Below are 24,304 nucleotides of genomic sequence, written 5' to 3' on the forward strand. Positions count from 1 at the left end.
CCCGCTCGCGCGGAGGGCCGCGGCCGTCCGCGTGAGCGCGGACGAGGGGTGTCCGGGTGCCATAATGGACGGCCGGTCCACCCGGCGGCGAGGAGGCGTGCGTGACCGATCCCGAGCACGATGACACCGCGCTGGGCGCACAGCTCGCCCTCGAGCAGGGTGTCGTCGACGAGGTGTACGGCCGGTTGGACGACCTGCGCGGCCAGGCCGCGTCGAGCCTCGCGCAGGTGCGCGCGACGCGGGCCGAGGGCACCCACCAGGCGCGGTCCGAGCGCGACTCGTTCGCCGCGATGTACGCGGACCGGCTCGCCACCTACGACGCCGTCGAGCACAAGCTCGTCTTCGGGCGCCTCGACCTGGCGCCCGGGTCGACGGACGCGGCGGACGGCGACGACGCGTCGCGCGGACCGCGTTACGTCGGCCGCGTCGGCCTCTCGGACACCGAGCACACGCCGATCCTCACGGACTGGCGTGCGCCGGCGGCCCGCCCGTTCTACCAGGCGACGGCCGCGCACCCGGCCGGCGTCGTGCGCCGGCGGCACCTGACCACGCGGGATCGCCGCGTCGTCGGGATCGAGGACGACGTGCTGGACGCCGAGGCGCTCGACCCGGAGCACCGCAGCTCGCTGGCGGGCGAGGGTGCGCTCATGGCGGCGCTGGGCGAGCACCGCACCGGCCGGATGCAGGACATCGTCGCGACGATCCAGGCCGAACAGGACGAGATCATCCGGTCCGACGTCGAGGGCGTCCTGGTGGTCCAGGGCGGGCCGGGGACGGGCAAGACCGCCGTCGCGCTGCACCGCGCCGCCTACCTGCTCTACGCGCACCGCGAGCGGATGTCGCGCTCCGGCGTGCTGCTCGTCGGACCGTCCGACGCGTTCCTGCGCTACATCGAGAAGGTCCTCCCCGCGCTCGGTGAGACCGGCGTGGTGTCGACGACGATGTCGACGCTCCTGCCCGGCATCACGGCCACGGGGACGGAGTCCGACGCCGTCGCCCGGATCAAGGGACGACGCGGGTGGGGCGCGATCATCGCGCGCGCCGTGGCGGCGCGGCAGCGCGTGCCGGCGGAGCCGGTGCGGTTCCGGCTCGGCTCGGTCGACCTCGAGATCCGGCCCGACGACGTGGCCGCCGCCCGGACGCGGGCCCGGCGAGCGCACCAGTCGCACAACGCGGCGCGCGTGGTGTTCGTCCGGACGATGCTCCAGACGCTCGCGAAGCAGTACGCGCAGGAGACGGGCGCCGACCTCGCGGCCGAGGACGTCGCGGAGGTGGTCGAGGACCTGCGCAGCCACCGGGACGTGCGCGTCGCGCTCAACCTCGCCTGGTTCCCGCTCAGCGCGCAGGGCCTCGTCCGCGACCTGCTGACCAAGCCGCACCGGCTCGCCGAGGCCGCGCCCGGCATGTCGGCGCGCGACCGGCACCTGCTCCAGCGCGACGCCGACCACCCGTGGACGGTCGCCGACGTGCCGCTGCTGGACGAGGCGTGGGAGCTGATCGGCGACCCGATCGACCCCGAGCGTCAGGCAGCCGAGGTCGCGGCGGCACAGCAGGCGCGGGAGGAGCTCGAGTACGCCCGCTCGACGCTCGCGTCCTACCAGCCGGGCGGCAGCGGTCTGCCCGAGGTCACGGCCGAGCAGCTCGCCTCGCGCATGGCGGAGTCCGGCCCGCTCATGACGACGGCCGAGCGCGCGGCCGCCGACCGGTCGTGGACCTACGGTCACGTCGTGGTCGACGAGGCGCAGGAGCTGTCGCCGATGGCGTGGCGCAGCCTGCTGCGCCGGTGCCCGAGCCGGTCGTTCACCGTGGTGGGCGACACGGGCCAGACGTCGAGCGGCGCCGGCGCGCGCCGGTGGGCCGACGTGTTCGACGACCTCGACCGGTCCTGGCGACTCGCCCAGCTCACCATCAACTACCGCACGCCGCGCACCGTGATGGACGCCGCGACGGACGTGCTCCACGAGAGCCTGCGGCGCGAGGGGCTGCACCCGGACGTGGCGCCCGTGACCTCCGCCCGCGACGTCCCGGGCTCGCTGCGGATCGGGCGCGACCTGCCGAGCGCGGTGCGCGAGTCGCTCGAGCTGGGTGGGACGACGTGCGTCATCGCGCCGATCGACCAGGTGGACCGACTGCGGGCCGAGCTCGACGCGCCCGGCGTCGACCTCACCCGGCAGCTCGTCGTGCTCGATCCCGTCGAGGCGAAGGGGCTGGAGTTCGACGCGGTCGTGGCGATCGACGTCGCGCACCTCGGCCCGGGCGACGCCTACGTCGCGATGACCCGCACGACGCGCCGGCTCACGCTGCTCGGCGCGCTGCCCGACGGGCTCGACGTGCGCGACCTGCCGCACGACTGAGCGCCGCGGCCGGGACCTCCAGGGCGCCCGGGATCTCGTCGTGAGACGGATTTGGGTGCCTCCGCGCGGGAGGGGAGAATGGCCGGGTGCCACGCGCCCTCCTTCTCGAGAACATCCACCCGCTCGCCACGGACATCCTGACCGAGGCCGGCTACGACGTCGAGAACCGCAGGGGTGCTCTCGACGAGGAGGAGCTGATCGAGGCGCTCGACGGCGTCTCGCTGCTCGGGATCCGGTCGAAGACGCAGGTGAGCTCCGAGGTGCTGGCGCGCTCCGAGCTCGACGCCGTCGGCGCCTTCTGCATCGGGACGAACCAGATCGACCTCGCGGCCGCCGCCGAGCGCGGCGTCGCGGCGTTCAACGCGCCGTTCTCGAACACGCGCTCCGTCGTGGAGCTCGTGCTCGCCGAGATCATCGCGCTCAGCCGCCGGCTCACGGTGCAGAACTCCTCGCTCCACAAGGGCGTCTGGAACAAGTCGGCCGACGGCGCGCACGAGGTCCGCGGACGCACGCTCGGGATCGTTGGCTACGGCAACATCGGCACGCAGCTCTCGGTGGTCGCCGAGGCGCTCGGCATGAGCGTGATCTTCTACGACACCGCGGAGAAGCTCGCCCTGGGCAACGCCAAGCGGGTCGGCTCGCTCGACGACCTGCTGGGGCAGGCGGACGTCGTGACGCTGCACGTCGACGGCCGCCCCGGCAACGCCGGGATGTTCGGCGCCGCGCAGTTCGCCGCGATGCGTCCGGGCGCGCTGTTCCTCAACCTGTCCCGCGGCTTCCTCGTCGACTACGACGCGCTGCGCGAGCGCATCCTCGACCGCTCGCTCTCGGGTGCGGCCGTCGACGTGTTCCCGACCGAGCCGAAGTCGAAGGGTGACTCCTTCGACAGCGCGCTGCGCGGGCTCGACAACGTCATCCTCACGCCGCACGTCGGCGGCTCGACCGAGGAGGCGCAGCACGACATCGGCATCTTCGTGGCGAACAAGCTGCGCGACTACCAGGCGACCGGGGCGACGAACCTCTCCGTCAACCTGCCCGGTCTCGTGCTCGAGGCCCCGCGGCCGGGGGCGCACCGCGTGACGCTGCTGCACCGCAACGTCCCCGGCGTCATGGCTCAGCTCAACGAGGACCTCTCGCGCAGCGGCGCGAACGTCGAGTACCAGGTGCTCGGGACGCGCGGCCAGTTCGGCTACGCCGTCACCGACGTCGGCGGGGGCCTGTCCGCCGACTTGCTGAGCGAGCTCGAGGCGCTCCCGACGACGATCCGCGCGCGCGTCATCGAGATCGGCTGAGGCTCGGAGTTCAGTCCGCTTGGGCTGGGCGTTCGGGCCGCTGGGTCTCGGCGCTCTGGGAGCTGAGCCTCGGCGCTCGGGCGACGGAGCCGAGACGTTCGGGCGGTTGCGGCTGGGAGCTCAGGCGACGGGGTCGACGACCGCGACCTCGTCCGCCGACTCACCGAGCCGGTCGGCGCGCAGGCCGCTGATGGCGGCCTCGAAGTCCTCGAGCGTCGTGAAGCTCTGGTAGACCGAGGCGAAGCGCAGGTAGGCGATCTCGTCCAGCTCGCGCAGCGGCCCGAGGATCGCGAGACCGACGTCGTGCGCGTCGATCTCGGCCGACCCGGTGGCCCGCACCGTCTCCTCCACGCGCTGGGCGAGCAGGGCGAGCGAGTCGTCCGAGACCGGGCGTCCCTGGCAGGCCTTGCGGACACCCGCGACGACCTTGTCCCGGGAGAACGGCTCGACCACGCCGGAGCGCTTCACGACCGAGAGGCTCGTGGTCTCCACGGTGGTGAACCGGCGGCCGCACTCCGGGCACTGGCGCCGACGCCGGATCGAGGAGCCGTCCTCGCTCGTGCGTGAGTCGACGACTCGGGAGTCGGTGTGTCGGCAGTACGGGCAGTGCACCGCGAGAGTCCCTCCGATGGCGACCCCGCCCGAGGGCCGAGCGGGATGACCATTCTTCCACGGAGGACCCGGCGCGTCGGCGCCGTCCGCGACGAGCTCGGTCTAGAGGCCGTCCGCGGGGACGAGCAGCTCCTGCCCGACCTGGAGCTGCGAGCTCGTGAGCCCGTTCAGCTCCTCGAGGGCGGCGACGACATCACGCACGTCCCGCTCCCCCGCGATCCCGCTGGCGATGCTCCACAAGCTCTCGCCGGGGGCGACGTACACGGTCTCGTACGAGACGGGATCCACGGTCGACGTCGCGACCGCGCGCTCGGCCGACAGGGCGATGCCGAAGCCGAGGAGCGCGGCAAGCGTCACGACCACGATGCGCCCGCGACGGGTCAGCCGCATCCGGACCGACCCGTTCGCCGGCTCCGACACGCGGCGCACGGTCCCGCGAGTCATCGCCGGACGGTTCATCACCATGGTGCTCATCTCGACACTCCTTCGAACTAGTGTGCGTCGTACGTCTGTTCGACACAGTAACCCATCGGCCCCGCGTTGTCGACACTCCGTTCGAACACGTGTCGCACGATCCGGTGTTCGATCGCCTACGCTTGACCTAGGCAGCAGCACACCATCGAGGTCTGACATCTATCCGTCGGGCGGTCGCCGGGGCAGCCGCCGCGGACGCTCGGACCGGACCGGGCGAGGAGGAGGAGACGGAACGATGGCACGAGACCCTCGGGTGCTCACCGTGCGGCAGCGCGCGGTGCTCGACGTGATCCGCCGCAGCATCACCGAGCGCGGTTACCCGCCGAGCATGCGCGAGATCGGCGAGGAGGTCGGGCTCGCCTCCCCCTCGAGCGTCAAGCACCAGCTCCAGCAGCTCGAGGACAAGGGGTACCTGCGTCGCGACCCGATGCGTCCGCGCGCCATGGAGGTCGTCGCCGAGGCGCCCATGGTGTCGGCGGTCCCCGGGCTCACGCCCCGCACCGACGCCGAGACCGCCGCCCAGGTCGCCCGCGCCGGGACGCCGCTGCGGCCGGCCGGGTTCACGCCCGACGCCGACGAGACCGGCGGCGACGTCGCCGCCGAGGCCGTCCGCCCCATCCTGCTGCCGGAGCCGCCGAACGCGGCGACCTCCTACGTCCCCCTCGTCGGCCGCATCGCTGCGGGCGGCCCGATCCTCGCGGAGCAGAGCGTCGAGGACGTGTTCGCGCTCCCGCGGCGGATCGTCGGCGACGGCGAGCTCTTCCTCCTCGAGGTCGTCGGTGAGTCGATGATCGAGGCTGCGATCTGCGACGGCGACTGGGTCGTCGTGCGTCAGCAGAACGTCGCCGAGAACGGCGAGATCGTCGCCGCGATGATCGACGGGGAGGCGACGGTCAAGACGTTCCGCCGCGGCCCCGACGGCGTGTGGCTCCTGCCCGCCAACTCCGCCTTCTCCCCCATCGACGGCACGCACGCCCAGATCCTCGGCCGCGTCGTCGCGGTCCTGCGTCGCGTCTAGCCGACCTGCTCCGGCCCGAGCCGGGCCGCGGGTGGTCGGCGCGGCTCCCGTGGCCATGTCCGGGCCGCATCGGCGCGGTCACCCGGCCGTGGCCACCACCGGACCGCTTCACCAACACCAGCCGGACCGAGCGTGGCCAGGGCGATCACCGTGGCTACGTCCGGGCCGTATCGGCGCGGTCACCCGGCTCACAGGTGGCCACGGTCCTGAACTTGTGGCGGCGGCAGCGATCCGGCCCTCCGGGGGGGGCATCGCGGTCGCGGTGGCCACCACCGGACCGCTTCACCAACACCAGCCGGACCAGCGGTGGTCAGCGCGGCCCCCGTGGCTACGTCCGGGCCGTATCGGCGGGGTCACCCGGTTCACAGGTGGCCACGGCCTAGCTCCAGTGGCGGCGGCAGCGGTTCGACCCTTCGGGGGGTCATGGCGGTCGCGGTGGCCACCACCGGACCGCCTCACCGACACCAGCCGGACCAGCGGTGGTCAGCGCGGCCCCCGTGGCCACGTCCGGGCCGCATCGACCCAGTCACCCGGTTCACGGGTGGCCACGGCCGCAGCAGTCGTCAGCAGGCGCATCCAGCGATCGCGGGTTCCAGTCGCGCGCCCGCCGGCCGGACCGCGCCGACCGACCGGATGCCAGCTAGAAGCCGAGGCTGCGGGCCGCCTCGCGCAGCGCGACCGCGCTCGCGTGGAGACGCTGCAGCTCGAACGAGCTCATCGGGATCCCGAGCCGCTCGACGGCCCCGCGCGCGTCGACGATCGTCGGCATCGACAGGCAGACGTCCCGGATGCCCAGGAGGTCGTCGTTGACGAGCGTCGAGACCGGCAGCACCCGGTGCTCGTTGCGCAGCACGGCCTCGATGATCCGCGTGACGGCGAGGCCGACGGCGTAGTTCGTCGCGCCCTTGCCCTCGATGATCTCGTAGGCGGCGTGGACGGTGTCGTACCCGATGCGCTCGCGCACGCTGTCCGTGAACAGCGGCCGACCGTCCGGCCCGAGCCACTCCAGCAGGGGCACGCCGCCGATGCTCGCGGAGCTCCAGATCGGGACCTCGCTGTCGCCGTGCTCGCCGAGCACGTACGCGTGCACGTTTTGCACCGCGACGCCGCACTCGCGCGAGATCTGGTAGCGCAGCCGGGAGGAGTCAAGGACGGTGCCGGAGCCGAAGATCTGGTGCGTCGGCAGGCCGGTGACCTTCTGGGCGGCGTACGTGACCACGTCGACCGGGTTGGTCACCATCATGTGGACGGCGTCCGGCGCGATGTCGACCAGCGTCGGCATCACCTTCTGCACGAGCCCGACCGTCTTGGCGGCCAGCTCCATCCGACTCTGGCCGGGATCCTGCTTCGCGCCGGCCGTGAAGACCACGATGTCCGCGTTGCGGCAGATCTCGATGTCGTCGCTGCCCTCGATCGTCGCCTGGTGCATGAACTCGGTGCCGTGGCCGATGTCGGCCGCCTCGGCGGTCACCTTGGCCCGGTTGACGTCGTAGAGGACGACGCGGCGCGCGGCGCCGCGGACGAGCGCGGCGTAGGCGAGAGTGGCGCCGACCGAGCCGGCTCCCACGATCGCGACGGTCTGGTACGGACGGGGCTCGATGCTCACTCCTCGATCCTAGAGGGCAGCACCGCCAGCCGCGCCAGAGCCGACCGCACGACGGTCGGGTCCGTGGTCGGCCACATCGGCGGGAGCGAGGCCCGCAGGAACGAGCCGTAGCGAGCCGTGGCGAGACGCGAGTCGAGCACCGCCACGACGCCGCGGTCCTGCGTCGAGCGCACGAGCCGCCCGACGCCCTGCGCCAGCAGCAGCGCCGCGTGCGGCACCGAGACGGACATGAACTCGTTGCGCCCGCGGCTGCGCGCCACGTCGCCGAGGGCCTGGATGACGGGGTCGTCCGGGCGCGGGAACGGGATGCGGTCGATGACGACGAGCCGGCTGGTCGCCCCCGGGACGTCGACGCCCTGCCAGAGCGAGAGCGTCCCGAACAGCGACACCTCGTGCCCCTCGCGGAAGGCGGCGACGAGCGCCGGAAGCGAGTCGTCGCCCTGGCACAGCACCGGTAGCCCGCTCGCCGCCCTGACCCACTCGGCGGCCACCTCGGCGGCGTGGCGCGAGGAGAACAGCCCGAGGACGCCGCCGCGCGAGGCGACGACGAGCTCGGTCAGCTCCGCGAGCATCTCCTCGCCGGGGGTGCGCCCCGGCGGCGGGAGGTGGGCGGCGACGTATCGGATCGCCTGGCTCGCGTAGTCGAACGGCGCGGGCACCTCCAGCGCGCGGTAGGTGTCGTCGCCGAACAGCCCCACCTCGCCGGCGGTCGTCGCGAACGACCCGCCGATCCGCAGCGTCGCCGACGTCAGGACGGCGGCGCGCTCGGCGAACAGGTTCTCGGCCAGCAGGCCGGCGACCTCCAGCGGCGCGATCCGCAGGCGTCGCGTGCCGTCGCGGTACTCCTCGCACCACAGCACGTCGCGCCGGTTCGCGACCGAGTCCGACAGCAGCCGGTCGGTGATCTCCAGGGCGATGGTGAGGGCGGAGCGCGCCATGACCAGACCGCCGTCGGGCGGCCCGCTCCCCTGGCCGGGCCCGGGCTTGGTGGCGGTGAGTCCCTCGCGGCAGGCCGCGCCGAGGAGCGTGACGATCTCCGCCAGCTCCGGGGTGAGCCCGTCGGGCAGCCGGCCAGGCGAGGTTCCGGTGAGGCCGACGGCCAGGCGCTCGATCGCCTCGTCGAGCTCCGGCAGGACGACGCCGCCGTGCCGGCGGACCAGCGACGCCGTGCGCAGGAGCGCCCCGACGGACAGCTCCGCCGTCGCGGCGGCTCGGGAGCGCGCGACGAGCTCGTGCGCTTCGTCGACGATGAGCGCGTCGTGCTCGGGCAGCACGCCGGGCGAGCCCGACGCGGCGATCCCGACCATCGCGTGGTTGGTCACGACGAGGTCGGCCTCGTGCGCCGCGACCTTCGCCCGCTCGGGGAAGCACTCGGCGAGCATGGGGCAGCGCGCTCCGAGGCAGTCCATCTTCGTCACCGACACCTGTCGCCACGCCCGGTCAGTCACGCCCGGCACGAGATCGTCGCGATCCCCGGTCGAGGTCTCCTCGGCCCAGGTCCGCAGCCGGACGACCTGGTCGCCGAGCGTCTCGTCGACGTCGCCGGCCGGGTGCTCGACCGGTGCCGGCAGGTCGAACAGCCCGCCGCCCGACTCCTCGGGGTAGCCGCCGGCAATCTTCTGCCGGCACAGGTAGTTGTGCCAGCCCTTGAGGACGGCGGCCTCGACGGGGCGCGGCAGCAGCGGCTCGAGCGCGTCGGCGACGAGCGGGAGGTCCTTGACGAGGATCTGCCGCTGCAGCGCGAGCGTCGCCGTCGAGACGACGACGCGCTCGCCGCGGGTCACCGCGCCCAGCACGGCGGGGACGAGGTAGGCGAACGACTTGCCCGTTCCGGTGCCGGCCTCGACGAGGAGTGGGACGCCGTCCTCCAGCGCGGTCGCCACCTCGCGCGCCATGGCGTGCTGTCCCTCGCGCCGCGCCCCGCCGAGGGCGGCGACGACGGCGTCCAGGGCCGCGTCGACCTGCCCCACGTCCGTCACCACCCGGTCAGCACCCGTCACGCGGTCAGTCGGCGCCGCGGACGTCGCCGTCGGCGGCCGACGCGTCGGCCTCCGCGGCGGCACCGGCGACGCCCGACACCCGCGCGACGGTCTGGATCGCGGCCGCCAGCGCGGCGTCGACCCGGGCGCGCAGGCGCGTGCCGTGCTCGAGGTGGTCGACGGCCAGCACCTCGCCCGTCGCGTGCGCCTGGCTGACGAGGTCGCCGCGCGTGTAGGGCACGACGACGTCGAGCTCGACCGCCGGTCGCGGCAGGAGCTCGGCGATGAGCTCGCGCAGCTCCTCGACGCCCTCACCGGTGAAGGCCGATACCGCGACGGTGTGCTCGGCGACGCCGGAGAGCCGGGCCAGGGCCTCGGGCGAGGCCAGGTCGGCCTTGTTGAGCACGAGCACCTCGGGGACCGAGCCGAGGTCGATGTCCGCGAGCACCTCGCGGACCGCGGCGATCTGGCTCTCGGGGTCGGGGTGCGCCGCATCGACGACGTGGAGCAGCAGGTGCGCGTCGTCGACCTCCTCGAGCGTCGAGCGGAACGCCTCGACGAGCTGGTGCGGCAGGGAGCGGACGAAGCCCACCGTGTCCGCGATCGTGTAGGTGCGCCCGTCCGGCGTCTCGGCTCGCCGGACCGTCGGGTCGAGCGTCGCGAACAGCGCGTTCTCGACGAGCACGCCAGCACCGGTGAGGCGGTTGAGCAGCGAGGACTTGCCGGCGTTGGTGTAGCCGGCGATCGCGACCTGCGGGATGGGTGAGGACAGGCGCTGGGCGCGCTTCGCCTCGCGGGCCGGGGTCATCGCCTTAAGCTCACGGCGCAGCTTCGCCATCCGGTTGCGGATGCGGCGACGGTCCAGCTCGATCTTCGTCTCACCGGGACCGCGCGAGCCCATGCCGGCGCCCGCGCCGCCCACCTGACCACCCGCCTGGCGGGACATCGACTCGCCCCAGCCGCGCAGGCGCGGCAGGAGGTACTCGAGCTGGGCGAGCTCGACCTGGGCCTTGCCCTCCCGGGACTTGGCGTGCTGGGCGAAGATGTCGAGGATGAGCGCGGTCCGGTCGACGACCTTGACCTTGACCACGTCCTCCAGCGCACGCCGCTGCGACGGAGCCAGCTCGCCGTCCACGACGACCGTGTCGGCGCCGGTGTCGGCCACGATGCCGGCGAGCTCCTGAGCTTTGCCCGTCCCGAGGTAGGTGCCGGGGTCGGGCAGCCGACGCCGCTGGAGCAGCCCGTCGAGCACCTGCGAGCCGGCCGTCTCGGCGAGCGCCGCCAGCTCGCGCAGCGAGATCTCCGCGCTCTCGGCGTCCGAGGCGTAGAGCCCGACGAGCACGACGCGCTCGAGGCGCAGCCGGCGGTACTCGACCTCGGTGACGTCGTCGAGCTCGGTGGACAGACCGGCGACGCGCCGCAGCGCCGAGCGCTCCTCGAGATCGAGCTGGTCCCCGTCGGCCTCGCTGTGCGACGCGTCCTCCATGAGGGCCGTCCCCGATCGAGCGAGGATGCGCTCGACGACGCGCCGGGCCTCCTGGGTCGCGCGCTCGTCGGCCTCCCGGGTCTCGGTCGGGCGGCCGGGGTCATCGGAGTACTGGGTCACGGTCCTCACTTCGTCGATCGGTGTGGGGCCGCGGATCGGGGACGTTCCCGGTGCCGCGGCGGTCCCACCATCGTCCCACGGGGGCCGGTCCGCTCCCAGGGAATTCTCGGTCAGCGAAGCCGGTTGGTGACGGCCGCGCATCTCACCCGACGGTGGACAGCTCTCGACGCCGACCCCGCAGTGGCGACGGGGTTCAGGCCGGCCGAGACGGGGTCTCCTTGCCGGCCCCGCCGATCCGGAGCATCCCGATCGCGAGCCCGATCCCCATGAAGACGATGCCGATCGTGTTGTGCTGGACGAGGGCGCGCCACGGGGCCGGCGTCGAGACGACGTCGAGCACCCGCTGGATGAACGCCGGGTCGAACGGACCGGTGTAGCGCCCGCCCGCGACCGTCCAGATGTCGCTGGCCATCGCCCCGACGAGCGCGAGCACCGCGGCCAGGAGCGAGATCACCACGAGGTAGAGCTTGGCGCCACCGCCCGGCTGACGCCGCGCGCCCCAGACGTAGAGCTGGAGCGCGATGGCGGGGATGAAGAAGGCGAGGAAGCCGACGACGACCCCCATCCGCCACACGAGCACCCAGGCCGCGACCGCGAGCGGGATGGTGAGGAGCGCCAGGAGGGCGCCGACGAGGGGACGGCCGCGGGGGGCGAGCGGCGCGTTCGAGCCGGGGGCCGTCACCCCGTACGGCGTCGCGCCGGGAATCGTGACACCGGGAACGGACGGGGGCGCGGGGACCGACACCCCGTAGCTCGGCTGCGACGGCGTCGTCGGCGCCCCGTACGAGGGGCCGGGCACCCCGTAGGAGGGACCGGGCGCGCCGTACGGCGCGGCGGGCGGCGCGGCCCCGTACGGAGCCGCCGGCCGGCCCGGCGCCGCCGGCGGGGCCGGGTACGGCGAGGGCTGCGCTCCGGGGGCTGGCGGCGGGGCCCCGGCCCCGCTCGGCGGAGTCCATCCCTGCGGCTGCTCGGTCACGTCGTCTCCCTGCTCTCGCGTGTGAGTGCCTAGGCTATCGGCGTGCACAGCGAACCCGAGCACTACTTCACCGCCCGGCCGGCCACACCCGAGGAGCTGCGCACCATCGACGTCCGGCTCGGCGGTCGCGATCTCGTCCTGCACACCGCCCCGGGCATCTTCTCCGCCGACCATCTCGACCACGCGACGAAGGTCCTCCTCGACACCGTCCCCACCCCGCCGCCGGACGGGACGTTCCTCGATCTCGGCTGCGGCTGGGGTCCGATCGCGCTGGCGCTCGGGCTGGCCTCGCCCGGAGCACGGGTCGTCGCGGTCGACGTCAACGAGCGCGCGCTCGCGCTCACGGCCGCCAACGCGGCGACCGCCGGCCTCACGAACGTCTCGGCGTCGCTGCCGGACGAGGTGGACGAGGACGAGCGGTTCGACCTCGTCTGGTCCAACCCGCCGATCCGGATCGGCAAGGAGGCGCTGCACCGGCTCCTGGCGCACTGGCTGCCACGGCTCACGCCGGACGGCGTCGCCTACCTCGTCGTGGGCAAGAACCTCGGCGCCGACTCGCTCGCCGCGTGGCTGTCGACCGAGCTGGGCGCACCGACCGACCGCCTGGCCAGCGTCAAGGGCTTCCGCGTCCTGGAGGTCCGTCGTCCGACCGCCGGCGACTGACCGGCGTCAGCCGAGCGTGACGGTTCCGACGAGCTCGGCCGGGCCGGTCAGCTCGACCTCGTCGTCCGCGGCGACGGCGACGCCGAGCGTCCCGCCCGGGACGTGGACGATCCAGCGGTCCGGTGCCCCCAGGCCCGCCCAGACGCGCGCCGCGACGGCGGCGGCGCAGGCGCCCGTCCCGCAGGACAGCGTCTCGCCGACGCCCCGCTCGTGCACCCGCATCCGCAGGACGCCGACCACCTCGCCGCCTGGACTCCCGTCACCGAGGCTCCCGTCGACGGCACCCTCGGCCGCGGCGGTCCCCGCGGGCGTCTCGCCGAGCACCTGGACGATCTCGACGTTCGTCCCCTCGTCCGGAACCGGCACGACCCGCGGGGCGCGCGTCAGGTCCGCGCCCGCGAGCTCCTCCGGCGTCGCGACCGCGATGACGACGTGCGGGTTCGGCATCGTGACGGACAGGCCCGGCCGCGCCCCGTCGAGGCCCGCGACCTCGACGACGGCGTCGCTGCCCCGGACGACCGCCTCGGCGCCGCCGGGCAGGCCGAACCGGCCCATCGCGACGGTGAGCCGGTCACCGTCGGCCAGCCGCACCCCGAGGACGCCGGCGCGGGTCCCCACCCGCAGCGTCTCCCCCGGCGCGAGCGTCGCGAGCCCCTCCGCGAGCAGGTACCGGACGAACACGCGCAGCCCGTTCCCGCACATCTGGGCGATCGAGCCGTCGGCGTTGCGGTAGTCCATGAACCACTCGGCGTCGCCATCGACCGTACCGCCGGAGGCGTCGGCCGCGAGCACCCGGTCCACGTCGGGATCGACGGCCCGCAGCGCCGCGGTCCGCACGGCCCGGACGACCCCGTCGGCCCCGATCCCGAACCGGCGATCGGCCACGGCGGCCACGGCGGAGGCGTCCAGCGCGAGCGCGGCGTCGGCGTCGGTGAGCAGCAGGAAGTCGTTGCCCGTGCCGTGACCCTTCGTCAGGGCCGGCCAGCCCGCCCACCGGGACGTCTCGCGTGCGTTCACGCGTCGAGGGTACGCGGCCGGGCCGATGGCGCCGGTGCGGTCAGCGCAGCCCAGGCCGCGAGCGCCTCCTCGACCTGGGTCTCCAGCCCGGCCTGGCCGTCGAGCCACACGATCCGGGGGTCGCGGCCGAACCAGCCGGTCTGCCGCCGCGCGACCTGGCGCGTCGCGATCGCCGTCGCCTCGATCGCCGCGGCGACGTCGAGCTCGCCGTCCAGGACCGCGAGCGCCTGCGCGTACCCGACGGCCCGGCTCGCCGTCACACCGGCCTCGAGCCCCGCCGCGCGCAGCCGCGCCGTCTCCTCGACGAGCCCCTCGGCGAACATCCGCGCGGCGCGGGCGGCGATCCGCTCGACCAGCACCTCCCGCGGAACACCGAGGGCGACCTGGAGCGCGGGGCGGGCGTAGGCGTACTGCGGCAGCGTCGCGGTGTACGGGCGGCCGGTCAGCTCGATCACCTCGAGCGCGCGGACGAGCCGCCGCGTGTTGCGCGAGCCGATCCGCTCGGCGGCCGCCGGGTCGAGCCGAACGAGTCGCTCGTGCAGCAGGCCGGGGCCCTCCTCGGCGCCGATCGCCTCCCAGCGCGCCCGCACGTCGGGGTCGGTGGCCGGGAAGTCGAGCACGTCGAGGACCGAGCGGAGGTAGAGGCCCGACCCGCCGGCGAGCACCGGGACGTTCCCGCGACGCCCGATCGCCGCCAGGGTCTCGGCGGCCGCGGTCTGGTACCAGGCGACCGAGGCGTCCTCGCGCACGTCGAGCACGTCGAGCAGGTGGTGCGGGACGCCGCCGCGCTCCTCGGGCGGGGTCTTGGCGGTCCCGATGTCCATCCCCCGGTAGACCTGCATGGCGTCGGCGTTGACGAGCTCGCCGCCGAGCCGCCGCGCGAGCTCGATCGCGAGCCGGCTCTTGCCGCTCGCCGTCGGCCCGACGACGGCGAGGACGGGCGGGGTGGTGGGCACGGTCCCCGAGCCTACCGAGGCTCCCCGGCCGGGTCGTCGCCCTGCGACCCGAGCGTCACGACGACGGGCAGGTGGTCCGAGAGCTGCCGCCCCCGGCGGCCGCGCAGGTCGCCGACGTCGGCGACCACCTCGACGTCGCGCACCGTCAGCCCGCGGACCAGGACGCCGTCGATCCGGGCGCGCGGCGTCCGGCCGGGACCGGCCGGGTAGGTCGGCGCGATCCCGACTTCGTCGAGGACGCCGGCCAGCGCCGCCCGGGCCGGGTCGCCGGGCCGGGCGTTGAGGTCGCCGGCCACGAGCCACCGCTGCTCGCCGTCGTGCCGGCCGAGGATCCGGGCGACGTTGCGCTCGCGCGCGGCCGCGTCGACGTCGAGATGGACGACGACGACGCGGGTGGTCAGGGGTCCGGGCTCCCCCGGCGCGCTCGTCGCGACGCGGGCGGACACCCACGCGCGCGGGTACGCCCACCACCAGCGGGAGCGACGACGCGGCTCGCGGTGGCTCTCGGCGTCGCCCGTCACCACGCCTGGCGCGACCAGCAGCGCGACGCCGGCCGCGCGACGCACGAGTCGAAGGCCGGCGGCCCGGGCGAGCCGTCGGGTGCGCCACCCGGCGAGCGGCCCGCGGGGGCACTCCTGCAGGCAGGCGACGTCGGGACGGGCGCGGCGCAGCTCCGCCGCGACGGCCGCCGTCCCGGCCCGCAGCCCCCAGACGTTCCACGTCACCACCCGCACTCCTCGAGTCTGCCCGACCTAGACTCGTGGGGTGGAGCGACCCTGGCAGCGATGGTGGCGAGGCGCTCGCGGCGCACGCCCCGGCGACCCGCCGCGCGACGCCCCACGCGAGCGCGCCGAGCCCGACGACGCGCCGGCGCCCGACGAGCGTCCGGCGGACCGCCCGCACCCGTCGCCCCAGGCGCGTCCGGCGCCGCAGCCACTCTCGGCGGAGGACGCCGACGCGACCGGTGACGCCGGCCAGCTCACCGATGCGACCCGCCCCCGCGCCGTGACGCACGAGCGTCTGGTCGCGGCCATGCGACGTCACGGCTACCACTACCTCGTCGACGAGCGCGGCGACCTGTGCGGGCTGTGGGGGTACCGGTTCTTCTCCTTCCACCTCGTTCGCGGCGCGATCCTCCAAGTGCGCGCCCGCTGGACGCGACAGGGCGACATCGAGCGGCTGTGGGAGCTGCTCGGGATCTGCGAGGGGTGGAACCGGCGCAACCCCTACCCCAAGTGCTACGTCCGCGTGCTCGACGACGGCCGCGTCCACGTCCTCACCGAGACCGCCGTGCCCGTCGCGGCCGGGCTCACCGACGCCCAGCTCGACCATCACCTCCAGGTGGGGCTGGCGGCCGGTACGGCGGTGTTCGACGACCTCGACCGGCGCTATCCCGACCCGGTCGCGTCGGGACCGGCGGCATGAGCACGCCGGACCAGCCCGGCGGCCGGCCGCGCGGCGGCAGCGGGACCAGCGGGAACGGCGGCGGGTCGCGCCGCGCCGGTCGCGGGTCCCGCGGGCCTGCCGGCCGGGGATCGGCGGTCGAGGACGTGACCCCGGAGCGCATCCGGGTGGCCGTCTCGACGCGCGGCGAGCTCGTGCGCGAGACCGAGGACGGTGCGACGGGTCGCAACGGCGGCTGGGCCTACGAGGCCTCGCTCGTCGGCACCGACGTCGTCGTGCGGCTCGCCTGGCCGCGGCTGCTGCCGCACGAGTCCCGGCGCGGGCTCCTGCAGCTGCTCAACGACTGGAACCGCGACCGCATCCTGCCGACCCTGCGGCTCTCGGAGCACACCGAGGGGCTGGGCGTCGTCGCGACGTTCACGGTCTCGGCCGTGCCCGGGATGACCCGGGAGCAGCTCGCCGAGGTGGTGGAGGTCGGCGTCGTGGCCGGCGCGGGGGCGCTCACCGCCCTCTCCTCGTCCGTCCCGCCCGCCACGCGGCCCGAGGACGACGCCGCCGACTGACGCGGCGACCGATCGACGCGTCCGCCGGACGTGAACGTGCCGCCGGACGCGGACGCTCAGCGCACGCGCAGCGTCGGCAGCCCGAGCGTGACCGGCCCGGCCGGCGCCGCGCTGCCCGCACCGCTCCCGTCACCGGCGCCGTGCGACGCGCCGCAGGAGTCCCCGCCCTCGCGGCGGGCCTGCCACGCGTCGCCGGAGCGGGTGCGCCGGACGGACGTCACCGCGCCGTCCGACATGAGGTGGTGCGGCGCCGCCCCGGTGATCCGGACCGTCACCATGTCGCCCGGGCGGGGGCGCTCGTCCTCGGGCAGGTCGCCGAGCCCGACGTGGACGAGCCGGTTGTCCGGCGCGCGACCCGAGATGCGCCCGGACGCGGCGTCCTTGCGGCCGTCGGTCTCGGCGACGAGGACCTCGAGCTCGCGGCCGACCTGCGCGGCGTTCTCCTCCGCGCTGATCCGCTCCTGGAGCGCGATGAGCCGCCCGTACCGCTCGGCGACGACCTCGGGCGGCACCTGGTCGGGCAGGTCGGACGCGGGCGTGCCCGGGCGCGGGGAGTACTGGAAGGTGAAGGCGGCGGAGAACCGGGACGCCTCGACCACGTCGAGCGTGTGCTGGAAGTCCTCCTCGGTCTCACCGGGGAAGCCGACGATGATGTCGGTCGTGATCGCGGCGTCGGGGATCGAGGCGCGGACGCGATCGAGGATGCCGAGGAACCGGGCGCTGCGGTAGCTGCGGCGCATCGAGCGCAGGACGGCGTCGGACCCCGACTGGAGCGGCATGTGGAGGCTCGGCATGACGGCTGGGGTCTCGGCCATCGCGGCGATGACGTCGTCGGTGAAGGCGGCCGGGTGCGGGCTGGTGAACCTGATCCGCTCGAGACCGTCGATCCGGCCGCACGCCCGCAGCAGGCGGGCGAACGCGTCACGCTCCCCGAACGAGACACCGTAGGAGTTGACGTTCTGGCCCAGGAGTGTCACCTCGATGGCGCCGTCGCGGACGACCTGCTCGACCTCGGCGAGGATCTCCCCCGGCCGCCGGTCCCGCTCCTTGCCCCGCAGGTGCGGGACGATGCAGAAGGTGCACGTGTTGTTGCAGCCGACCGAGATCGAGACCCAGGCGGCGTAGACGCTCTCCCGGCGTGTCGGCAGCGTCGAGGGGAAGACCTGGAGCGACTCGTGGATCTCGACCTGCGCCTCGGCGTTGTGCCGGGCACGCTCGAGCAGGACGGGCAGGGCGTCGATGTTGTGCGTGCCGAACACGACGTCGACCCACGGCGCGCGCTTGATGATGCCCTCGCGGTCCTGCTGCGCCATGCAGCCGCCGACGGCGATCTGCAGGCCGGGCCGCTCGCGCTTGACGCCGGCGAGCCGACCGAGGTTGCCGTAGAGGCGGGTGGCCGCGTTCTCGCGGACCGCGCACGTGTTGATGACGACGACGTCGGCGCTCTCGGCGTCGGCGGCGACGTCGCTGCCCGCGCCGTCGGGGAACGCCGGGACCATGCCGGCGGCCTCGAGGAGGCCGGCCATGCGCTCGGAGTCGTGCACGTTCATCTGGCACCCGAGGGTGCGGATGACGTACGTGCGGGGCTCGGCGGCAAGGGCGGTCACGGGCCCAGATTCTACGGGCGTTGCACATTCGTTACCTCCATGCCGTCGTGAGCCGCGCCCATCTCGGGTTACCGTGCCCGGATGACGACCGAGCAGCCGACACCCGTTGCCGCCACCACCGACGCCGCGGCTCCCGGCGGACGCGCCGCGACCGGGACGCCCCTCGTCCACCTCGCCGGGGTGAACAAGCACTTCGGGGCGCTCCACGTGCTCAACGACATCGACCTCGACGTCGCGCGCGGTGAGGTCGTCGTCGTCATCGGCCCCTCGGGCTCGGGCAAGTCGACGCTGTGCCGCGCCATCAACCGGCTCGAGACGATCGACTCGGGCGTCATCGAGCTCGACGGCGAGCCGCTGCCGGCCGAGGGCAAGGCGCTCGCGCGGCTGCGCTCCGACGTCGGGATGGTCTTCCAGTCCTTCAACCTGTTCGCGCACAAGACGATCCTCGAGAACGTGACGCTCGGCCCGATCAAGGTGCGCCGGGTGAAGCCGCAGCAGGCCAAGGAGGAGGCGATGGCGCTCCTGGAGCGCGTCGGCGTCGCCAACCAGGCCGAGAAGATGCCCGCGCAGCTCTCCGGCGGTCAGCAGCAGCGCGTCGCCATCGCGCGGGCGCTCGCGATGAAGCCGAAGGTCATCCTGTTCGACGAGCCGACCTCGGCCCTCGACCCGGAGATGGTCAACGAGGTGCTCGACGTCATGATCTCCCTCGCCCGGGAGGGGATGACGATGATCGTCGTGACCCACGAGATGGGGTTCGCCCGCAAGGCGGCGGACCGCGTGGTGTTCATGTCGGACGGGCAGATCGTCGAGCAGGCCGACCCGGAGACGTTCTTCACCAACCCGCAGTCCGCCCGCGCCCGCGACTTCCTCGGCAAGATCCTCTCCCACTGACCGCCGAAACCACGACGCAACCTCGACGCAACCCGCAGGGGAAAGGAGCCGACGCAGACTGACACCACGACCTCCGGGCCGGCCCACCGGCCCGGTCGGCGGGTCATCGACCCGCACCGGCTGCGGGAACTTCCGGCAGCCACGGGGCCTAGCCCCCACCTCGCACACGAAGGAGCACAACGATGCGCAAGACTCGCGTGACGATCGCCGCACTCATCGCCGCGGCCGCGCTGGCCCTCGGGGCCTGCGCCAGCGACGGGGACGGAGGCGGCGGACAGTCCTCGGACGAGGCAACGGAGAGCACCGACACGGGCGGAGGCGCCGAGGAGACCCCGACCGACGACGCGGCCGGCGGCGGGAGCGCCGACGTCCTGTGCTCGGACGGCGGGACGGTCAAGATCGGCATCAAGTTCGACCAGCCGGGCCTCGGGTTCCAGGAGGGCTCCGACTACACCGGGTTCGACGTCGACGTCGCCCGCTACATCGCCGACCAGCTCGGGTGCGGTGACATCGAGTTCATCTCCTCCCCGTCCGCCCAGCGCGAGAACATGCTGCAGACCGGACAGGTCGACATGATCGTCGCGACGTACTCGATCACGGACGCCCGCAAGGAGGTCGTGGACTTCGCCGGACCGTACTTCGTCGCGGGGCAGGACCTGCTAGTCGCCGCCGACGACGACTCGATCAACGGCCCCGACGACCTCACCGGCAAGAACCTCTGCTCGGTGACCGGCTCGACGTCGGCCGAGCGGGTCAAGTCGGACTTCAACACCGAGGTCAACCTCGTCGAGCAGCCCGGCTACGCCGACTGCCTCACCTTCCTCGGCGGCAACGTCGACGCCGTGACGACGGACGACATCATCCTCGCCGGGCTCGCGGCCACGCCCGCGAACAAGGGCAAGTTCCGCGTCGTCGGCAACCCGTTCTCGGAGGAGAACTACGGGGTCGGCCTCCCCAAGGGCTCCACGGCCACGTGCGAGGCGATCAACGAGGCCATCACGTCGATGATCGACTCGGGCGAGTGGGAGAAGGCGGTGTCCTCGAACACCGACGGCACGGGCTACACGCCCAACGCCGACCTCAACCCGCCGACGCCCGCGGCCTGCAGCTGACCGACGCTCGTCCCGACCCCGGGTCGGCTCGCCCCGCGTGAGCCGGCTCGGGGTCCGTCAGCGACGACCGCGGTCGCGGCCGTCCCGTCCGACGGCGAGAGGAGCTTCCTGCCGTGAACCTGTTCGAACAGGCGTGGTACCTCATCACCACGTACAACGTGCCGGGGTCGTTCTGGGTCAACATCCAGCTCACGTTCTGGGCCGGCCTCGGCGCGCTGGTCATCGGGACCGTCATGGGCCTGATGCGCGTGGCACCGGTGTCGTCGCTCCAGTGGCTCGGCACCTCCTACGTCACGGTGTTCCGGAACATGCCGCTCACCGTCATCATGCTGCTGGGCATCCAGGCGATCTGGGGGCAGCTCAAGATCACGCTCGCGAGCGACTTCTACCTGAACTTCTTCGTCTACGCCGCCCTGGGGCTCGCGCTCTACCACGCGGCCTTCGTGTGCGAGGCGGTGCGCTCGGGGATCAACACCGTGCCGCTCGGGCAGGCGGAGGCGGCACGGGCGATCGGCCTGTCGTTCCTCCCCGCCGCCCGGATCGTGCTGCTGCCGCAGGCGTTCCGCGGGGCGATCGCCCCGCTCGGCAACGTCCTCATCGCCCTCATCAAGAACTCGACCGTCGCGGCCGCCGCGTCGGTGGCGACGGAGACCTCCAGCGTCATGAAGACGATGATCGACCAGAACGGGAACTCGGTGGTCCTCATCTTCCTGCTGTTCGCCATCGGCTACGTCATCCTGGTCGTCCCCGTCGGCGTCGTCACGACGGCCCTGTCCAGGCGTCTGGCGGTGGCCCGATGAGCGCGTCCGTCCTGTTCGACTCCCCCGGGCCGCGGGGGCGTCGCACCATCGCGATCCTCAACGGGGTCGGCGTCCTCCTCGCCCTCGTCGTCGTGGGCCTCGCGCTGTGGAAGTTCGGCCAGGAGGGCCAGCTCGAGGCGTCGCGGTGGACGTCGCTGCTCACCTCCAACGCGTGGACCAACTACTTCCTGCCCGGGCTGCGCTCCACGCTCCTCGCCGCGCTCTTCGCCGTCGTGCTCGCGCTCGCCTTCGGGCTGGCGTTCGGGCTCGGACGTCTCGCGCCGTACCGGGTGGTCCGGATGTTCGCGGGGGCGGTCGTGGAGTTCTTCCGCGCCGTGCCGGTCCTCATCATGATGATCGCGCTGTGGCTGGGCCTCGGGTACGCCAAGGTGTCGTTCATCCCGTCCACGCGGGTGCCGCTGGTCGCCGTCGTCGTCGCGCTCATGCTCTACAACGGGTCGATCATCGCGGAGCTGGTCCGCTCGGGCGTGCACGGGCTGCCGCGAGGACAGCGCGAGGCCGCGGCCTCGATCGGGATGACGCACAACCAGTCGCTCGCATACGTGCAGCTCCCGCAGGCGCTGCTGGCGATGCTGCCGTCGCTCGTGTCCCAGTTCGTCATCATCCTCAAGGACTCGGCGCTCGGGTACATCATCACGTTCAACGAGTTCCTGCAGCTCTCGCGGCAGTTCGGCGCGGCGAACGGCAACATGCTCCAGGCGCTCGTGCTGTGCGCCGTGGTGTTCATCGTCATCAACTGGCTGCTGACGAAGCTCGCCGACTGGGTGGCGCGACGCCTGTCGAGCCACACCTCGGGGCGGACGGCGCCCAGGACACCGCTGCCGGTCCAGCGGGCCGCCGACGAGGCCGCCGGCCCCTGAGCCCGGTGGCGACGGCTCCGACATCGGGGTGGATCGAGTCGCGATTGGCGATCCGGTCCACCCCACTGTCGGAGGGCGCACGAGTGGGCGGACTCGCCGTCGGCCACCGAGCCCAGCCGGCGCCGGGCTACTCCTCCTCGCCGAGGATCTCCGTCACGATCCGGTAGGCGGCTCCCGGCGCATGGCCCTTGCGGGCGAGCATCCCGACGAGCCGACGCACCCGGACCTCGTGCGGCAGGTGCGCGGACGACGGGGCTCGACGGCGGACGAGGTCGCGCGCGGCGGCGTCCTCGTCGTCCCGGTCGATCTCCTCCAGCGCCCGTTCGGCGACCTCGCGGTCGATGCCCCGGCGCGCCAGCTCCTGCGCGAGCGCCCGACGGGCCAGCCCGCGCTCCGTGTGCCGGGTGCGCACGAGCATCGCCGCGTACTCGGCGTCGTCGACCAGCCCGACCTCCTGGTACCGGTCGAGCACGCGCTCGGCGACGTCCTCGGGGACGCCCTTGCGGGCCATCGCCTCGGCGAGCTGGTGGCGCGAGCGCGGCGAGGAGGTGAGCAGTCGCAGCGCGATGGTACGGGCGACCTGCTCGGGATCGGGCTCGGCGTCGACCGCCGCGGCCCCCGTCTCGGGGGGCTCCTGGACCCAGCCGGGGGCTCGCCGCGGCCTGCGCGCGCGGCGAGCTCCCCGGTCCGTGGTCCGACCCGTGCGGTCCCCGGGGCTCGCGGGCTCCTCCCCCGCCATCGTCAGAAGTCGACGGGGGTGTCCTCGAGCTCGGACGCGTCGTCCGGAACCTTGACCCCGATGCCGAGCTTCGTCTTGATCTTCGTCTCGATCTCGTTCGCGAGCTCGGGGTTGTCGATGAGGAACTTGCGGGCGTTCTCCTTGCCCTGTCCGAGCTGGTCGCCCTCGTAGGTGTACCAGGCGCCGGACTTGCGGACGATGCCCTCCTCGACCCCGAGGTCGATGAGGCCGCCCTCGCGGGAGATGCCGTGGCCGTAGAGGATGTCGAACTCCGCCTGCTTGAAGGGCGGCGCCATCTTGTTCTTGACGACCTTGACGCGGGTGCGGTTCCCGACGGGCTCGCTGCCCTCCTTGAGGGTCTCGATCCGGCGCACGTCCAGACGCACCGAGGCGTAGAACTTGAGCGCCTTGCCGCCCGTGGTGGTCTCGGGCGAGCCGAAGAAGACGCCGATCTTCTCGCGGAGCTGGTTGATGAAGATCGCGGTGGTGCCGGACGCGGACAGCGCGCCCGTCAGCTTGCGCAGCGCCTGCGACATGAGTCGTGCCTGGAGGCCGACGTGGCTGTCCCCCATCTCGCCCTCGATCTCGGCCTTCGGCACGAGCGCCGCGACGGAGTCGATGACGATGATGTCGAGCGCGCCGGAGCGGATGAGGGAGTCGGCGATCTCGAGCGCCTGCTCACCCGTGTCCGGCTGGGACACGTACAGCACGTCCGTGTCGACGCCGAGCTTGCGGGCGTACTCCGGGTCGAGCGCGTGCTCGGCGTCGATGAACGCCGCGATCCCGCCCAGCTTCTGCGCGTTGGCGACGGCGTGGAGCGCCACCGTGGTCTTGCCGGAGCTCTCCGGGCCGTAGACCTCGATGATCCGGCCGCGCGGGAGACCGCCGATGCCGAGTGCGACGTCGAGCGCGATCGAGCTGGTCGGGATGACCGCGACGGGCGGGCGGGTGTCCTCGCCGAGACGCATGACGGAGCCCTTGCCGAAGCTCCGCTCGATCTGGCCGAGCGCCGCCTCGAGCGCCTTGAGCTTGTCGGGCTGGCCGCCCTTGCCGACGGCCGGACGGCCCTGACCTGCGGCCTGACGGCCCTGCTGAACTGCCATTCGTCTCTCCTGACGCTCGGGCCCTCGACGGGCCGTGACTCTCCTGGCCTCGGCCAGTGCCTCCCTCACCGGGAGGCCTGGAGGTGACGTTATGCCCGGCCACTGACATCGAGCGGCGGCGTTCCCCGATCCGTGGGGAGCGCGACCTCTCGGTCACCCGTGGACAACTCTAGGTCGTACGGGTGTTCGATCACAACGAGGCGCGCACGGCGTGTCGCGGTGCGTGTCGAGCGCGTCTCCACGCGACGGGCCGGCCGTCCGGCGCGAGGACCGGCGCACCACCCGGCGCGCGCCAACCGGCGTGCCCCACGCCCCCGCCGCGCACCACGATCCTGGGCGCACCGGCTGGGCGCACCGGCCGGGACCGCAGCCGGCGTCAGCGCCGCCGACCCGGCTTGGCCGCGCGGTGCAGCCACCGGACGGCGTCCGGCTGGTCGGTCGCGTCGCACAGCGCCTCCCACACCTCGCGCGGCGGGACGCCGGCGTCGAGCGCCTGCTGTGCCGTCCGCCCGTCGAGCGCGGACACGACGAGGTCGCCCGCCAGGCTGCGGGCGTAGCCCGGACCGAACACCTCGTCCATCACGGACCAGAACTCCGAGAGTCGCACGCCCCGACGCTACCGGGCACGGCGGACGCCCGGACCCACGCCGT

At 73.7% G+C, this 24,304-nt stretch carries 23 protein-coding genes; 10 read left to right on the forward strand and 13 right to left on the reverse strand.

Annotated elements, in window-relative coordinates:
* The first annotated feature begins 101 nt into the window (after positions 1–101).
* Together EDD28_RS16215 and serA are read left to right on the forward strand one after the other, a co-directional pair.
* Positions 102–2,354, forward strand: coding sequence for a HelD family protein (locus EDD28_RS16215; protein WP_245968128.1), 2,253 nt, complete (start codon positions 102–104; stop codon positions 2,352–2,354).
* Positions 2,355–2,440: 86 nt separating this feature from the next.
* On the forward strand, positions 2,441–3,646 hold the full coding sequence (gene serA, locus EDD28_RS16220; protein ID WP_123740747.1) for a phosphoglycerate dehydrogenase: 1,206 nt from the start codon (positions 2,441–2,443) through the stop codon (positions 3,644–3,646).
* Between the two features lie 120 nt (positions 3,647–3,766).
* On the opposite strand, the gene nrdR is transcribed toward serA, so the two are convergent.
* Together nrdR and EDD28_RS16230 are read right to left on the reverse strand one after the other, a co-directional pair.
* Positions 3,767–4,258, reverse strand: coding sequence for a transcriptional regulator NrdR (gene nrdR, locus EDD28_RS16225; protein WP_123740748.1), 492 nt, complete (start codon positions 4,256–4,258; stop codon positions 3,767–3,769).
* Positions 4,259–4,360: 102 nt separating this feature from the next.
* Complete coding sequence (locus tag EDD28_RS16230; RefSeq protein ID WP_245968129.1) at positions 4,361–4,732, reverse strand: LysM peptidoglycan-binding domain-containing protein; 372 nt, start codon at positions 4,730–4,732, stop codon at positions 4,361–4,363.
* 235 nt (positions 4,733–4,967) lie between these two features.
* On the opposite strand from EDD28_RS16230, the gene lexA reads away from it, so the two are divergent.
* Complete coding sequence (gene lexA, locus EDD28_RS16235) at positions 4,968–5,750, forward strand: transcriptional repressor LexA (protein WP_123740749.1); 783 nt, start codon at positions 4,968–4,970, stop codon at positions 5,748–5,750.
* 640 nt (positions 5,751–6,390) lie between these two features.
* On the opposite strand, the gene EDD28_RS16240 is transcribed toward lexA, so the two are convergent.
* From EDD28_RS16240 to EDD28_RS16255, 4 genes are all read right to left on the reverse strand, one after another.
* Complete coding sequence (locus EDD28_RS16240) at positions 6,391–7,356, reverse strand: L-lactate dehydrogenase (protein WP_211339254.1); 966 nt, start codon at positions 7,354–7,356, stop codon at positions 6,391–6,393.
* Positions 7,353–9,356, reverse strand: a complete 2,004-nt coding sequence (locus tag EDD28_RS16245; RefSeq protein WP_281272583.1) for an ATP-dependent DNA helicase — start codon at positions 9,354–9,356, stop codon at positions 7,353–7,355. The genes EDD28_RS16240 and EDD28_RS16245 overlap by 4 nt, the downstream gene beginning before the upstream one ends.
* A gap of 4 nt (positions 9,357–9,360) precedes the next feature.
* Positions 9,361–10,950, reverse strand: coding sequence for a GTPase HflX (gene hflX, locus EDD28_RS16250; protein ID WP_425469987.1), 1,590 nt, complete (start codon positions 10,948–10,950; stop codon positions 9,361–9,363).
* A 184-nt stretch (positions 10,951–11,134) separates the two neighbouring features.
* Positions 11,135–11,917, reverse strand: a complete 783-nt coding sequence (locus EDD28_RS16255; protein WP_123740751.1) for a hypothetical protein — start codon at positions 11,915–11,917, stop codon at positions 11,135–11,137.
* A gap of 42 nt (positions 11,918–11,959) precedes the next feature.
* Here EDD28_RS16255 and EDD28_RS16260 point away from each other — a divergent pair, with 42 nt between their 5' ends.
* Entirely contained in the window at positions 11,960–12,580 is a 621-nt protein-coding gene (locus tag EDD28_RS16260; RefSeq protein WP_123740752.1) for a class I SAM-dependent methyltransferase, read from the forward strand.
* 6 nt (positions 12,581–12,586) lie between these two features.
* Here the strand turns inward: EDD28_RS16260 and EDD28_RS16265 are convergent, their stop codons facing one another.
* From EDD28_RS16265 to EDD28_RS16275, 3 genes are read right to left on the reverse strand one after another with little or no spacing between them, the layout of a single operon-like run.
* A complete protein-coding gene (locus tag EDD28_RS16265; RefSeq protein ID WP_123740753.1) occupies positions 12,587–13,597 on the reverse strand; it encodes a diaminopimelate epimerase in 1,011 nt (336 codons plus the stop codon).
* On the reverse strand, positions 13,594–14,553 hold the full coding sequence (miaA, locus tag EDD28_RS16270) for a tRNA (adenosine(37)-N6)-dimethylallyltransferase MiaA (RefSeq protein ID WP_123740754.1): 960 nt from the start codon (positions 14,551–14,553) through the stop codon (positions 13,594–13,596). The genes EDD28_RS16265 and miaA overlap by 4 nt, the downstream gene beginning before the upstream one ends.
* 11 nt (positions 14,554–14,564) lie before the next feature.
* Positions 14,565–15,278, reverse strand: coding sequence for an endonuclease/exonuclease/phosphatase family protein (locus EDD28_RS16275; RefSeq protein ID WP_170169528.1), 714 nt, complete (start codon positions 15,276–15,278; stop codon positions 14,565–14,567).
* A 40-nt stretch (positions 15,279–15,318) separates the two neighbouring features.
* On the opposite strand from EDD28_RS16275, the gene EDD28_RS16280 reads away from it, so the two are divergent.
* Positions 15,319–15,978, forward strand: a complete 660-nt coding sequence (locus EDD28_RS16280; RefSeq protein ID WP_123740756.1) for a YbjN domain-containing protein — start codon at positions 15,319–15,321, stop codon at positions 15,976–15,978.
* A complete protein-coding gene (locus EDD28_RS16285) occupies positions 15,975–16,520 on the forward strand; it encodes a YbjN domain-containing protein (RefSeq protein WP_123740757.1) in 546 nt (181 codons plus the stop codon). Before EDD28_RS16280 ends, EDD28_RS16285 begins: the two co-directional genes overlap by 4 nt.
* A gap of 56 nt (positions 16,521–16,576) precedes the next feature.
* Here the strand turns inward: EDD28_RS16285 and miaB are convergent, their stop codons facing one another.
* Complete coding sequence (miaB, locus tag EDD28_RS16290) at positions 16,577–18,070, reverse strand: tRNA (N6-isopentenyl adenosine(37)-C2)-methylthiotransferase MiaB (protein ID WP_123740991.1); 1,494 nt, start codon at positions 18,068–18,070, stop codon at positions 16,577–16,579.
* 138 nt (positions 18,071–18,208) lie between these two features.
* On the opposite strand from miaB, the gene EDD28_RS16295 reads away from it, so the two are divergent.
* The 4 genes from EDD28_RS16295 to EDD28_RS16310 all read left to right on the forward strand — a co-directional run bounded on the left by EDD28_RS16295 (position 18,209) and on the right by EDD28_RS16310 (position 21,811).
* Complete coding sequence (locus EDD28_RS16295; RefSeq protein WP_123740758.1) at positions 18,209–19,018, forward strand: amino acid ABC transporter ATP-binding protein; 810 nt, start codon at positions 18,209–18,211, stop codon at positions 19,016–19,018.
* A 182-nt stretch (positions 19,019–19,200) separates the two neighbouring features.
* Entirely contained in the window at positions 19,201–20,130 is a 930-nt protein-coding gene (locus EDD28_RS16300; protein ID WP_123740759.1) for a glutamate ABC transporter substrate-binding protein, read from the forward strand.
* 113 nt (positions 20,131–20,243) lie between these two features.
* Positions 20,244–20,930 (forward strand): ABC transporter permease subunit, encoded by a 687-nt coding sequence (locus EDD28_RS16305; RefSeq protein WP_245968130.1) that lies wholly within the window; start codon positions 20,244–20,246, stop codon positions 20,928–20,930.
* Entirely contained in the window at positions 20,927–21,811 is an 885-nt protein-coding gene (locus EDD28_RS16310) for an amino acid ABC transporter permease (protein WP_123740760.1), read from the forward strand. The genes EDD28_RS16305 and EDD28_RS16310 overlap by 4 nt, the downstream gene beginning before the upstream one ends.
* 127 nt (positions 21,812–21,938) lie before the next feature.
* Here EDD28_RS16310 and EDD28_RS16315 read toward each other — a convergent pair whose 3' ends face one another.
* The 3 genes from EDD28_RS16315 to EDD28_RS16325 all read right to left on the reverse strand — a co-directional run bounded on the left by EDD28_RS16315 (position 21,939) and on the right by EDD28_RS16325 (position 24,260).
* Positions 21,939–22,550, reverse strand: coding sequence for a regulatory protein RecX (locus EDD28_RS16315; RefSeq protein WP_123740761.1), 612 nt, complete (start codon positions 22,548–22,550; stop codon positions 21,939–21,941).
* A 2-nt stretch (positions 22,551–22,552) separates the two neighbouring features.
* Entirely contained in the window at positions 22,553–23,548 is a 996-nt protein-coding gene (gene recA, locus EDD28_RS16320) for a recombinase RecA (RefSeq protein WP_211339280.1), read from the reverse strand.
* 481 nt (positions 23,549–24,029) lie between these two features.
* Entirely contained in the window at positions 24,030–24,260 is a 231-nt protein-coding gene (locus EDD28_RS16325) for a DUF3046 domain-containing protein (RefSeq protein WP_123740763.1), read from the reverse strand.
* Between the last annotated feature and the right edge of the window lie 44 nt (positions 24,261–24,304).

Origin of the sequence: Salana multivorans (assembly GCF_003751805.1) — a bacterium.
GTDB lineage: Bacteria > Actinomycetota > Actinomycetes > Actinomycetales > Beutenbergiaceae > Salana > Salana multivorans.

Bases quoted from the DNA above. Each gene is read 5' to 3' on its own strand.
- EDD28_RS16230 (WP_245968129.1), bottom strand. From the start codon at position 4,732: ATGAGCACCATGGTGATGAACCGTCCGGCGATGACTCGCGGGACCGTG.
- lexA (WP_123740749.1), top strand. From the start codon at position 4,968: ATGGCACGAGACCCTCGGGTGCTCACCGTGCGGCAGCGCGCGGTGCTC.
- EDD28_RS16285 (WP_123740757.1), top strand. From the start codon at position 15,975: ATGAGCACGCCGGACCAGCCCGGCGGCCGGCCGCGCGGCGGCAGCGGG.
- miaB (WP_123740991.1), bottom strand. From the start codon at position 18,070: ATGAACGTGCACGACTCCGAGCGCATGGCCGGCCTCCTCGAGGCCGCC.
- EDD28_RS16295 (WP_123740758.1), top strand. From the start codon at position 18,209: ATGACGACCGAGCAGCCGACACCCGTTGCCGCCACCACCGACGCCGCG.
- EDD28_RS16300 (WP_123740759.1), top strand. From the start codon at position 19,201: ATGCGCAAGACTCGCGTGACGATCGCCGCACTCATCGCCGCGGCCGCG.
- EDD28_RS16310 (WP_123740760.1), top strand. From the start codon at position 20,927: ATGAGCGCGTCCGTCCTGTTCGACTCCCCCGGGCCGCGGGGGCGTCGC.
- EDD28_RS16315 (WP_123740761.1), bottom strand. From the start codon at position 22,550: ATGGCGGGGGAGGAGCCCGCGAGCCCCGGGGACCGCACGGGTCGGACC.